13 protein-coding genes and 1 other RNA gene are annotated in these 13,105 nt (G+C 34.4%); 1 reads left to right on the top strand and 13 read right to left on the bottom strand.

Features of this window, described 5'->3' with window-relative positions; translation table 11 throughout:
• Positions 1-268 precede the first annotated feature (268 nt).
• From ACQKP0_RS06925 to ACQKP0_RS06965, 9 genes are all read right to left on the bottom strand, one after another.
• Positions 269-2,197, bottom strand: coding sequence for an ATP-dependent DNA helicase (locus tag ACQKP0_RS06925; protein ID WP_427405095.1), 1,929 nt, complete (start codon positions 2,195-2,197; stop codon positions 269-271).
• Positions 2,198-2,283: 86 nt separating this feature from the next.
• Positions 2,284-2,460, bottom strand: coding sequence for a hypothetical protein (locus ACQKP0_RS06930; protein WP_427405096.1), 177 nt, complete (start codon positions 2,458-2,460; stop codon positions 2,284-2,286).
• Between the two features lie 71 nt (positions 2,461-2,531).
• Complete coding sequence (locus ACQKP0_RS06935) at positions 2,532-3,668, bottom strand: THUMP domain-containing class I SAM-dependent RNA methyltransferase (protein ID WP_427405097.1); 1,137 nt, start codon at positions 3,666-3,668, stop codon at positions 2,532-2,534.
• Positions 3,669-3,761: 93 nt separating this feature from the next.
• An RNA gene (gene rnpB, locus ACQKP0_RS06940) (RNase P RNA component class B) lies at positions 3,762-4,156 on the bottom strand.
• A 90-nt stretch (positions 4,157-4,246) separates the two neighbouring features.
• Complete coding sequence (gene gpsB, locus ACQKP0_RS06945; protein ID WP_066228522.1) at positions 4,247-4,549, bottom strand: cell division regulator GpsB; 303 nt, start codon at positions 4,547-4,549, stop codon at positions 4,247-4,249.
• Positions 4,550-4,619: 70 nt separating this feature from the next.
• On the bottom strand, positions 4,620-5,171 hold the full coding sequence (locus ACQKP0_RS06950) for a DUF1273 domain-containing protein (RefSeq protein ID WP_427405322.1): 552 nt from the start codon (positions 5,169-5,171) through the stop codon (positions 4,620-4,622).
• A 76-nt stretch (positions 5,172-5,247) separates the two neighbouring features.
• Entirely contained in the window at positions 5,248-5,541 is a 294-nt protein-coding gene (locus tag ACQKP0_RS06955) for a CotD family spore coat protein (protein ID WP_427405098.1), read from the bottom strand.
• A gap of 472 nt (positions 5,542-6,013) precedes the next feature.
• A complete protein-coding gene (locus ACQKP0_RS06960; RefSeq protein WP_427405099.1) occupies positions 6,014-7,255 on the bottom strand; it encodes a ribonuclease H-like domain-containing protein in 1,242 nt (413 codons plus the stop codon).
• A 22-nt stretch (positions 7,256-7,277) separates the two neighbouring features.
• Positions 7,278-9,545, bottom strand: coding sequence for a DEAD/DEAH box helicase (locus tag ACQKP0_RS06965; RefSeq protein WP_427405100.1), 2,268 nt, complete (start codon positions 9,543-9,545; stop codon positions 7,278-7,280).
• A gap of 129 nt (positions 9,546-9,674) precedes the next feature.
• On the opposite strand from ACQKP0_RS06965, the gene ACQKP0_RS06970 reads away from it, so the two are divergent.
• Entirely contained in the window at positions 9,675-10,145 is a 471-nt protein-coding gene (locus ACQKP0_RS06970) for an Hsp20/alpha crystallin family protein (RefSeq protein WP_427405101.1), read from the top strand.
• Positions 10,146-10,446: 301 nt separating this feature from the next.
• On the opposite strand, the gene ACQKP0_RS06975 is transcribed toward ACQKP0_RS06970, so the two are convergent.
• The 4 genes from ACQKP0_RS06975 to ACQKP0_RS06990 form a co-directional block, all read right to left on the bottom strand.
• On the bottom strand, positions 10,447-10,956 hold the full coding sequence (locus ACQKP0_RS06975) for a YppG family protein (protein ID WP_427405102.1): 510 nt from the start codon (positions 10,954-10,956) through the stop codon (positions 10,447-10,449).
• A gap of 99 nt (positions 10,957-11,055) precedes the next feature.
• Positions 11,056-11,412, bottom strand: coding sequence for a YppE family protein (locus ACQKP0_RS06980; protein ID WP_427405103.1), 357 nt, complete (start codon positions 11,410-11,412; stop codon positions 11,056-11,058).
• A 100-nt stretch (positions 11,413-11,512) separates the two neighbouring features.
• Positions 11,513-11,755: a hypothetical protein gene (locus ACQKP0_RS06985; RefSeq protein ID WP_427405104.1), complete on the bottom strand. Its 243-nt coding sequence runs from the start codon at positions 11,753-11,755 to the stop codon at positions 11,513-11,515.
• 344 nt (positions 11,756-12,099) lie between these two features.
• Complete coding sequence (locus tag ACQKP0_RS06990) at positions 12,100-13,095, bottom strand: DUF2515 family protein (protein ID WP_427405105.1); 996 nt, start codon at positions 13,093-13,095, stop codon at positions 12,100-12,102.
• Positions 13,096-13,105: the final 10 nt, after the last annotated feature.

Raw genomic sequence — 13,105 nt, forward strand, 5'->3', positions numbered from 1 at the left:
GCTTTTCCAATACATCAAAAATTGTATCATCTTTACTTTTCCCAGATGTTCTTAACGACTTCAAACTTTACCATAAAACATACCTTTCTCCATGTTAACGATCCTCTTTCTGGAAAAAAATCAAGCAATAGACCAGAAAATGTTTGTTCAATCATGGAAGGCGTAAAAAAAACGAGCAGTTTCCTATAATTAATTACACTTTAACCCTTCTATAGAAAACGGGTGTCCATTTGAAATGGGCACCCTTATGATATAAAGTCTTTTCCGATTAGAAAATATTTGGCTTTACAGGCAATATTTCTTCTATCTCTTTGAAAACATTTTTACTTTTTATATCTGTTAACCAAATATGAACATTTCCTTTATCAGTAGATGTACGGATTAATCTTCCTATCCCCTGCCTTAAACGCAAGATCATATAGGGTATATCAACCTCGGTATCAGGGCTAGAACTAGCTTTACGCTTGGCAATAAATACTGGATCTTCAGGAGGGAAAGGAAGCTCCGTAATTAACACATTTGATAATGATCGCCCTGGTATATCTAGACCTTCCCATAAGTGATATGAACATAGAATAGAGTTTTCGTCATCTTGAAATTCTTCTACCAAATGGCTGATTTCCCTTTCGCCTTCAAAAAATATTTGAAAATCCAAGGTTTCTTGTTGCTTAATATATTGTTTAAATTCATTCATCGAATTCTTGGAATTGAATAACACAAGGCTTTTCCCACCAGCTTCCTTTACAACCGACAATATATCTTTATTTTTTGATATTGCGGATTTCTCACTGGCATGAATATTGATCTGCATGTTATTTTCATAATCAAAAGGCGAATCCACTTTAAATGATAAATAGTCTTCAATCCCTAAACTCTTCGTAATATATGAATAGTCTCCATTATTGGAAAGTGTGGCAGATGAAAAGATATAAGGAATGTTCTTTGAAAATACTTCCTCCCTTAAAATTTCCTCCACAAGACGTGGCATGATAACGAGAGTATGATCAGAACCAGTCATTTCAAACCAAATAATCCCTTCATTTTCCTTCAAAAACAACCTTAATGAATACAACATTTGCTCCAAATATTCTTCTATAATACGCAAATCATATTCATTCAGTACAAACATTTCCCCTTCATAAACAAGCTGCTCTGATAACTTTTCAACCTGGACAAGTAATGATTGCACATATTTAAGAATTCTAGGAGATTTTTTGATATCATAACGATTAGATCCTACAACAGATTTTGCTTCTTCCTTTAAAGTGTCAAAAAGTTGTTCGTTTAAGACTAATACATTTTCAATCGTATAAAGAGTTTCATCACGGACACCATTTTCCATTAATCGTGTCAATAACTTCTCTAAAGTTTCGGATTGAATACGATAGGTTAAGGCTTTTTGACAAGCATATTCAAGGAGATGGCCTTCATCGAATACGACACTGCTCGCCTCTGGAAGCAGCGGCAATTGTCCTTCACGAACTCGAGCGTTTTTCGTCCAGACATGTTCCATGTAATAGTCATGTGAACAAACGATTAAATCCACCGCTTTCCGATAATGATCTCTATGCAGTGTTTGACCACATCGATGGCGGACATCGCAAGAAAAACAATCTTGTAATGGATCCCAAGAGATCGTTTTCCATTGTTCTTCTGTAATATCTGGATAGTCCTTTCTATCCCCATACTTTTCATATTTAAGCATTGAACCAGTTGCGTTTACAAATTTAGGTAAGGAATCATATGCAAAAGAAATTTTTTCTGATCCATCCTTCATTACTTCTTTTTCAAGCTTCTTTAAGCATAGATACTGTTCTCTAGATTTAGCAAGCCTTACATCAGTCTTTATACCAAGGGCCGCTTCAATTTTTTGAATATCTCCTTCCTTTTTCACAAGCTGTTCAATCAGTGTTTCATCTGCACAAGCAATTATTGCAGGTTTCCCTGTGTACCGTGCATAACAAATAGTATATAAAAGGTAAACGATTGTTTTACCTGTGCCAACACCAGCTTCTGCAAATATTACCTTTTTTTCTTTAAATGCCTTTTCAAGTTGAAAGGCCATATAGATTTGTTCGTCCCTTAATTCAAAACCTTTTTCAGGCAAAAGTTCATAAAAAACATCACCGATCCACTCACCTAGTTTTTCATAAAAAGATTCTTCTTTCGTTACTGCAAAGGGTAATCCAGTTTTCATTTGTGTTCCTCCAGCCATAGACTTCCGCTTATTCCTATATTGTTTATTCAAGCAAAAACGCAAGTGTATCGATTACACTTGCGTTCTTAGATAATAGATTTATCTTTCGTTAATACATAACTCCAAGCTTCTTGTAACGATTGTTCTGCTTCCTTTAGCAATGCCAACGCCACTTTAGAAGGTCGTTCATCTGACCGTATGATCTCGTATGTATTAGTTATAGCTCTTGAGATTTTATCAAAGTCCAGTGAATTTTCGGACAACCTCCCCACTCCTTTTGACTATAATATATATTCATTATACTCAGGAGTGTAATAAGATATACCTTTAATATCTACTCTCTCGGCGGTCTAGGTCCCCAGTATTGATAAAGATCTGTCCGAATAAATCCATTAAATAATTTCCGCATCTTAGTTGCTTTTTTTCCGTAAATTTCTTCAAATTTTTCATATGAAGTTAATATATAGATCGACCATGTATCAAGATTTGAAAAAGATTTTCCCATTTCTGCATACATCTTTTCAACCTCTTTACGTTCTCCAAGTCTTTCACCGTATGGTGGATTTCCAACTATCACACCATATTGATCCTTCGTTGTGAAATCTTTAACTTGCATTTGTTTAAATTCAATTAAATCACCTAAACCAGCTTCAATTGCATTTTCCTTTGCCACATTTACCATTCGATGATCGATATCAGTTCCTATGATTTTTAATGGCTGATCATATTTAGCTAAATCCTCCGCTTCATTACGCGCATCATCCCAGACCTGTTTATTTATTATAGGCCAAGACTCGGATGCAAAATCACGATTAAAACCTGGTGCAATGTTTTGACCAATTAATGCTGCCTCTATAGGTATCGTTCCTGAGCCACAAAAAGGATCACAAAAAGGTCGATCAGGGTGCCAATTCGTTAGCTGGATTAAAGCAGCAGCTAATGTTTCTTTTAATGGTGCATCACCTTGATTTACTCGGTAGCCACGTTTATGTAATCCTACTCCGCTTGTGTCAATAGTTAGTGTGGCAATATCCTTATGTATAGCCACTTCTATTTTATATAATGGACCATTTTCCTCAAACCAAGAAACTTTTTTATAGTGTGAGCGAAGTCGTTCTACAATTGCTTTTTTTACTATCGCTTGACAATCTGGTACACTAAATAATTTTGATTTAACTGATTTTCCTTGAACAGGGAATTCCGCATTTTCCGGCAGAAAGCTTTCCCAATTAAGAGCTTTTGTTTTCTCAAATAGCTCATCAAATGATTCGGCTTTGAATTCACCTACTTTTATTTTCACACGATCTGCCGTACGCAGCCAAAGATTACTTCGTGCTATCGCTTTTTCATCTCCAATGAATTCGATTTTTCCATTGTCCACTTTACATTCATAGCCTAGATTATTTACTTCTTTTGCTACTAAAGATTCCAATCCCATAGCTGCAGTTGCAATTAAAGAATATGTAGACATCTTTTCACCCTTATATTATTTATTTTGATATAAATAATGCTCTCCTTCCTTAAGGAGAGCATAACATTTCAATGTTTATTACCTTCTATAACGTTCTGTAAGCCATGTTCTGTACCATTGTACTGCAAACGATCAGGTAATGATCTTGTACTCAGGTGGTAATCATCTATCTACAAGCGAATCCGCTTGTCCCTTTCTTCGTTCATTTCCTCTGAAAGGGTGCCCCTACCATAATTTGAGTTTCTCGCTCGCGGGGTTTACCTCGTTCCACCTTTGTGATTTCTCACAAAGCTACGTCACTGTGGCACTTTCAAGGTAGTCACTCCATATCCAAATAGGACTTAGGTGTTTTCCCTGCCGTCAGCCTAGTCGCAACCAGACTGCCCTAGCTTATGACTTCGCTAGGCACGAACACTACGGGCATCTCAGCACCGTGCGAGCATGGACTTTCCTCTGCAATACAAATATTGCAGCGATTACCCAAACGTTATATGTTACGGATTTGACCGCTTATCTATTATAAAAAACTTTTCACTTACTTTCAAGAAGAAATTTATCCCAGTTGTCATTTTTTTTCTTTATTCACTTAGCTTACTGCCAAAAACATGTTTTTCTAAATTTGAAAGTCTTTTTAAGATATCAAAATTGGTTGTACCTGTTGTTGGCTGCGAAGGTTGTCTGCGAAATGAATCATCCGCTTGTTTCTTTAAACGCATATTTTCCTGTTGTAAATCTTCAATCACTTGATGAAAGGTTTCATAATCTTTTATGATAAAATCCAAAAACTTGTCAACTTCTTCCTGTTTATACCCTCGAACTGCAGTTTTAAATTCTTTTTCTAAAATATCTTTTGCAGTTAATTTCACTTTATCAGATAACATTTTACACACCACCTTAAATTATCGCAGAATGCCCATTATCATTCTTTCAAATATTAGTATATTTGTCAATTTAATATGTCGACCATTGCTCTTCTTCTATTATCATTTGTAAATCATAAAAATCAATGGTTCGAATATCATATTTATTTTGTTCTTGATATCTTTTTGCTTCCTCAAATATGTATTTTGGCGATCCTTCCTTTTGTACATCATAGACTATGAGCATTCCCTGACTTTTATGAAGAAATATTTTATTTTTGTTTCTAAACTGTTGTGGGCTTGAGTAAGGTTGTTTCGAAATGGATTCCACGAAATCAGCTTGCTCAAGTATCATTTCGTAATATTCTTTATTTCCCTCTTTCCAACCTTCCTCCTGCTGTAAAAACGGGGTTAAAATGGCAAGCTTTAAACTTGTATACTCTTGCCGAAGCTCATAGACAACATCAGCGGCCCATAACTCCACCCCAAGTTGGCCAGAGATGAGCACCCACTCCAATCCATTTTCCAATAAACTAACTAGTTCTTTTCTAATTGCCTTTTTTATAAAGCCAACAGCAGGGTGTTCATTTGAAAATACTCCTAGTTCAAATGGTTTATATCCCGTTATGGATAATACCTTTATCAACAAGCTCGCTCCTTATTATGTTTTCAAGTTATAAAACAAGGATGGAAATTCCATCCTTGTTTAAGTCCAAGCATTAACGTGGATAGCCGAAAGGCGCCATTCCTGGATATGGACCAACCCCAGGTCCTGGTCCGTAAGGCGGTACAGGACCTACAGCTGGACCTAAATTAACATTACTAACCTCATTAACGAACGATTCAGTATGAGGATAATAATTTTGATGTGCAATAACCTCGTGATTCACATTTGTAGTATGCGAAGGATAAATATGTGGTTGAATAAAAGTCTCTTGAGTATGTTTCACGCAACATTTAGTAGGATGAACCACTGCAGGTAAAACTTTAGGACCGCAACCGCAAGGAAACATGTTATAACTCCTTTCAATTATTTGTTTTTTTGTACATTAACAAACTATGTTAAAAGGCTATAACATGTACTAATATAAATACCTATTTTTAAATAATAAGCTGAGAAAAAATAGACATATTAATTAAAAGAAGTTATAAAAGCTTTCTCTTAAACTAGTAAAAAGCAATGCGGTTAGACCAATCACCACAAAAAACAAAATAAATAAAGCACGATACATTTCTTCAGCCCCATATCAATTAAATTGCTTATACTTAATGAGAAGAAATAGGTCATTTTATATCCATCTAACCATTTCTCCTACAAAAACTGCCTTTGTCATTTATATTTTACAGATATGAATTATTCGACACAATCATAAAAATTTAACATGTTTATAAATTTTTTATGACATTCTTGTAAGTTTTTGGCGGTTGATGTAAAACTTTTTGAAACCTTCGTCGAAATCTGCGCTTACCCAGGAAATAGATGAATTATTTCCTCTTCAGCCTTTCCAATCTTTTCACTGCCTCTTGCAAAAATTTGTCTTTTGATCGGGGAATATTTTGTTGATCAATACCATGTATTGTCAATGCTTTTTTAGTATATTCTTTTGCTAGCTCATAGTCTTTAAATTGGTGTTCTAGTATCTTTGCAATTTCAATACATGCTTGCTTTTTAAATCTATTATTCCCTCCTTTAACAACATCTAACCACAATGATTTAGCTTCAGAAAATTTCTTTTGTTTTTTAAGATGGAATGCTAATTCATGTTTCGCTTCTATATCATTTTCATTCGCCGCCACTTCAAAAGTTTCAAATGCGGCCCTTTTTTCCCCTATATAATGAAACCATTTCCCTAATTGTACTTTTTCATGGCTCGTTTGATTCGGATCCTTTTGTAAAATTTGAAACGATAAATGGGTATAAAGGGTAATTAATGAAAGGATATCATTTTCGTTATGTTTTAAAACGTTGATCATCCCTTCTGGATTTTTACGTTCAACATAATCAAAATAAATCATCGGGGCTAAAAATCCAGGTACATCGTCCTTCCGTTCAAAATGCAGGATTTCCTTTTCAATATTCACCAATTTTACAGAGGGTAACTGTTCTTTCCACAGTCTTCTTGATGCATGATATAAATCGAAATGACCGAATGAAGGCAGCTTAGGAACATGTTCACGAATAAGTGTATGCCTAGTTTTCACTTGTGGCCAATCAAATGCTTTGCCATTATAGGTAACAAGTGTTGTGTAATCAATACTTTCAAGAAAACTATAATAAAGCGGGATTTCAAGTCCTGGTTCAGGCAAGATATGCTGTCTTAGTACAATCTCATTATTTTTTACACATGCATATCCTAGCAAAAATATTGTATTTCCTGCTCCCCCGCCTAATCCTGTCGTTTCAGTATCAAAAAAGAATAAATCCTCCGGATGATAATTATAAGAGGAAAGTGGATGTTGAACAGGTTCTTTGTTCCACATTTCAATAGCCGTTAAAAAATCTTGGAACTGATACCTTCCATGCAGATGTTCCATTGGATAATGGACTTCACGGATTAAACAATATTCATTCTCTAGATAGTATGTTGTTGTATTAGCTTTCTTCCACACATCTAAAAATGGTACCTCTTCGTTACTCTTCTTTAATTTTGGTAATTGATTACTAAAATCTGAAGACACTTCTTTATGACCTAGATGATTTTTAAAACGCTGTAACTTGTTTTTCATTGACACTCTGTTTCACCTCTATTTAGGCTCCATCAACTGAAAAATATGATAATAAATTTAAAGCTAGATGTTTGCTTTTGGACGAGGTTCCCTCTAATCCTATACACGACGGACATCCGTTATCACATGGACAATGACTCACCATATCTTCTGTTTTTTTCATTATATCTAAAATGTTTTCATACACCTTTTCACTTAATCCAATTCCACCTGGATACCGGTCATATAAAAATATCGTAGGCTTCTCATTATGAATGGCTTTAATTTGTGGGACTACATGAATATCATGTGGATCACACATAACAAACAAAGGGACGATTGCATTTAATGCATGAGCCACACCTTTAAGACCTTCTTCTAATTGACCTTCAGATAAGGTGCTTTCAAATGAAAACCAAGCAGCGTTTGTGTGCAATTCTTGTTCTGGTAAATGAATAGGACCTGAACCAATATTTTCATGGGTATTAAACTTTATTTTTTTAAAAATTGTAGCCATCGCTTGGACGGTAACATCTCCATAATAAACATGCGCATTCGTGATGAGTTTATGTTTGTCTTCCTCCAACACTTTTAATTGAACAGCTAAATTAGCATCCGTATAATAATCCACATCAACCTCACGAACAAAAGCCTTTTTCTCTTCCCAATCTAATTTTTCAACTTGATATTGAATTCCCTGATGGAGATATATTGCCTCATCATGTAAAAGTGTCATCGCACTAAATTGGTCCATTTCACCAATGACTTTTACGTTTGCGGTTTCAGTAATATCGATGATGATCACATTTTCTTGAGAGGCTGATCGAAGACTGATGTTATGAGCAGGGAATGAGTCATTCATCCAATACCATTTTTCTCCTCTATAATGCAAAACTCTTTCATCTACTAAAAATTCAAGAATATCATCAATTTCTATTTCTCCAAAACCTTCCCCTTTCTTAAAGGGCAATTCGTATGCAGCACATTTTACATGGTCTACTAAAATGACTAGATTATCAGGGTTAATTCTAGCTGTTTCAGGAGATTGATTAAAAAAATACTCAGGATGATCGATAATATATTGATCTAAAGGTGAAGAGCTTGCTACCAAAATAACTAACGACTCCCCATGACGACGACCAGCTCTGCCTGCTTGCTGCCAGGCACTAGCAATGGTTCCGGGGTAACCAGTCATAATACACACTTGAAGACTGCCAATATCTACACCAAGCTCTAATGCATTCGTACTTACGACACCTAAGATTTCTCCATTTCTTAAACCTTTTTCAATCTCTCTTCTTTGCGCAGGCAAATAGCCGCCCCGGTAGCCTTGTATAGATTTTGGGCCTATTTGGTGTACAATTGCTTCTTGAAGATAAGTCAAAATGATTTCAACCCTAACCCTGCTTCTTGCAAATACAATGGTTTGAATTTTTTGTTTTAATAATTCCCTTGCAAAATGACTTACTTCTAATGTAGCACTTCTTCGAATATTTAAAGGCTTATTAACGATTGGCGGATTATAAAATAAAAAATGTTTTTTACCACTTGGAGCACCATTATTATCAATCAAATTAATTGGTTCCCCTGTTAATTTTTCTGCTAGTTCCTTTGGATTTGCAATCGTAGCAGAGGTACAAATAAAAACTGGATCGCTTCCATAGTATTTACATATCCGTTTCAATCTCCGAATAACATTTGCTACATGACTTCCAAATACTCCGCGGTAAATATGTAATTCATCGATAATAATAAATTTAAGATTCTCGAAAAATGCTACCCATTTTGTATGATGTGGCAAAATAGCTGAATGGAGCATATCTGGATTGGTAATAACAATATGCCCTGCCGTTCTCACCTTCTGACGAATATTTGAAGGTGTATCTCCATCATAGGTATAACTTTTTATCTGTACTCCAGCTTCCTGGATAAATTCATTTATTTCACTTTTTTGATCTTGGGCTAAAGCCTTAGTTGGAAACATATATAATGCTCTGGAATTAGGTTCATTCATAATAGTTTGTAAAACAGGTAAATTATAACAAAGGGTTTTTCCCGATGCCGTCGGGGTTACAGCGACAAAGCTTTTCCCTTGCATCGCCTGATCAAAAGCGGAACGTTGGTGTGTGTATAAATTAGAAATCCCTCTATTTTCAAGTGAAATTTTTATTTGTGGATGGATGCTTTCAGGAAGCGGAACGATTTTCTCCTTCTTCTCTTCCAATGTATTCCAATGGACAATATGTCTGCTAATGTCAGCGTCTTCTTTTAACATTTTAATCACTTCGTGTAAATCTTTTTTACGCTTCATTTCTTCACCTCATTACAAATATTTTAGCGAATAAACGTTCGTTTTCATAGGACTTTTTTCAATCACCTTTAAACAAAAAATACATACAATGTAGAAAACTGTCTTGTGTTAGGGAGGAGAATAAATATCATGTCTGAAAAATTACCGGAAGAACCAGGAAAAAGCTTTTTTCATGAACCTTTTCAAGATTTTTTCCGATCAATGAATGAAATTTTTCAAGAACGACCCGTAAAGGGATTCCTTCAAGGTATAGATGATTTTTTTGCTTCACCTTTTCCTATTAGTGGATTTCCGGTTCATTTAAGTGAATCTGATAACCATTATATTATCACAGCAAAATTATCGGGCATAAAAAAAGACCAAATCGATATTGGTATCTTTGAAAAACACATTACTATTACTGTTGAGAATAAGGAGTCTGTATCAAAAGAAGATGAGACACAAAATTCAATATTTAAAAAGAATTCATTTCAGAGAACATCGAAAACAATTCCTCTCCCAACTCCAATTAAAGAAGAAAAAGTAAGAGCTAATTATGAAGATGGATTATTGACCATAAAGATACCTAAAGAAAAAGGGAAACGATTAAAAATTGAATAAAAATGAAATTAAATGGAGTCAGTGTAATAACTGATTCCTTTTTTTAATAGGCTCTTTTCGTATAAATTGTTGTTTTTAGACTATAAACTTAGTCCGTTGATTTCCGCTCCAGACACTTGCTTTCCGCGGGGAGGGATGGGAGCCTCCTCGGCGTTACCGACTGCGGGGTCTCCCACTTCCCTCTTTTTCCCGCAGGAGTCAAGTGCCCTCCGCTAAAATCAACTCAGATTGTGAATAAAATATCATTAAAAAGCAACAAAATTTACGAAAACAACCTTTTAACACAAAAAGGCTTGGAAGCCTATACTTTAAAGAGACCTCCCAGCCCTTTTACCATTGTAGACATTTGATTAACCGCATTCATCATTTGACCTGCCGTATTGACCATTTTATTAAAATCAATGGATCCATCTTGTGATTTAAAAGAGTTCATTAAAGAACTCATACCACCTTGTGGTTTAATACTATGATTACCCTGTGGATAAGGATTTGGATACTGATTATGGATACTTGGTTTTTTATTATTAATTGAGTATTCATCTATTGACTGAAGCGGATTTTGGAATATGTGTGTTTGCTGTGAAGCTTCATCAACATATCCTTGTTGATAAGGATTGTATGGAATGGACCCCATTGGGAATTGGGGTGGAACTCCAAATGATTGATATTGCCCATATGGATTTTGAAAAGGTAAATGTGTCTGTTGAACCTCTTGCATATATGGCAAAAATGGTGCTTGAATTGGGTAATTAGGTGGCTGATAGTTACGAAACATCGAATAATCTCCAAAATAAGGATAAGGTTCCTTCATATTCTTTCCTCCCGATTACAGATCATCACTACTATTACAGTATGAACAATAATAAAAATGGTGAGATGTCTATGTATAAATCACTAGAAGAAATTCTAATCAGCTTATTTCTCCTAACATTCGATTTAGTACATAATCCACTGATTGTACATGGCTTTTAAATTTTTTTAAGCTTGAATCGGGAAAAAAGGCTCTCACTGAAACCATTTGAAGATTTTCACATGTATTTTCTAATTGAACAGAATGAAGATGTTTCGGTTTAATTCTATTTACCCATTCAATCGCAAGCGGTAACCACTCCTCACACTCCCTTTTCACTTGGTCAGCAAATGGCTTTACCTCTAAATAAAAATCACCTTGTTTACCTGTCTCTCTTACTTTATTAAATGATTGAAGAGCAGATTGATTTCGTTCAATTAACTTTTTTGTCAAAACTAGAAGCTCGTTATTAGACATTCATTTCCTCCTAAATAAAAAGCAGCTTTTAAAAGCCACTATACCATTCGATAATTATCATTATACTTTTCGTTTTATTGGTGGTCAAAAATCCAGAACTCTACCCTAATTGTTGTAATTTAAAAGGAAGGTTATTTTGTGCAACGGAAGCAGATCGTTTTTTTAATCTTACTTTTTTCTCGAGCCTAGTGATTCGAGTTTCCAATAAAAGTTGCGATTGATATACACGTGTGATTATTTCCTCTTCTTCATTTTGCATAATATCCGTAAATTGTTTCTCCAAATGATCAAATAAATCCTCGAGCTCTTCCAGCTGCAATAATAGCTCATCTTTTTTTATCATTTTTACCACTCCTTTAGTTCTATAAAATATATATTCTTTCTCCCCGCTCATTCACCTCCATGCCTGACAAAACTAGAACTGTTTCGCCAAAGAAAGTGATAAATATACATTCTTATATAACTTTTCGACAGATGTATGAGGAGCCATGGGTAGTGCAAAATAAATAACGGAGGTGTAAGGAAAATGAATAAAGATTTGGAGAAACAGAAGAAAAAGGAAGAAAAAGCAAAATCAAAAGCTGCAGATAATAACCCAAAACTAACCGGACCCAATCGACCATCTACTTAAGAAAGAAAAAAGCAAGGATTGACAGAAAATCCTTGCTTTTTCATTCAAATTATTACTCACACAAAAAAATGCATGAATCGAGATAATTGCTGTATTTGAGTTTGTTTTTGAAGGAACCATTCTGATATCTCATATAAATCATCGAGATTATTCATTTTTAACCATTCGCTATTAATGGAGATTTTCATTGACCAATCTTCATGTTTGCGATTATGGTGCTTTACTATCGGATATACCTCTCTTAAATATGGTGTACCCGCTCCCTTCTCTAGTCTTAAAAACTGTTCATAATCATTTCTTGAACCTGTATGTTTATTATTTAAAGCAAATGATAGAAATTTAGGAAATAAATCGTAGTTAAATAATATTGAAGACAATCTTTTACCTAATTCTATCCTTTCATCCACTTTTCGAAAATTCACCACACTTGAACCATATAATTCTCCGTTCATAGTCGGAAAAACTACACAACTAAAATGAAATAATTCTTGAAACTTAAAAATTAATGAAGAAAAAATTCTTTTCTTATATAATGGATGTTTAATGATTGGCTGTTGAATGATATTTTGTTCATTAATAATTAAAGAAATCATTAATCGAATGCAATCCTTTTTCTCATAAAATATCTTCCATTCCTGTTCCATAAATTTAGACACATAAAATTCTTTTAATAAATGAAACAAAGGACGATTATAAATCGTCGAATAATGGTAAAGCAATAATTGAGGAAATGCATCTTGGAAAATTAGCCAATTTGCTCTTTCATAGGTTAAAAACAGTCTTTTTCTTATTTTATCATTGACCATTTTTGGAAACGTCGGTCCTTTAAGATCACACATATTCCATCCAGCATTTCTTGAAACCATAGAAGCAAGAAATGCCCATTTTATTTCAGGGTACAAAAGATAAAAGTTTAAATATTCCTGAGTACGTGATATATTATCTAGGTTTCCATTGAAAGTAATGTTTTTTACACTTTGGATAATTTGACCATCTGATATGATTTGAGAGCCTTTTAATAAAAATCGATGAAAAAGACTACTTTCACGCATAAAATACGCT

This window comes from Heyndrickxia sp. NPDC080065 (assembly GCF_050281185.1).
Classification (GTDB): domain Bacteria; phylum Bacillota; class Bacilli; order Bacillales; family Bacillaceae_C; genus Heyndrickxia.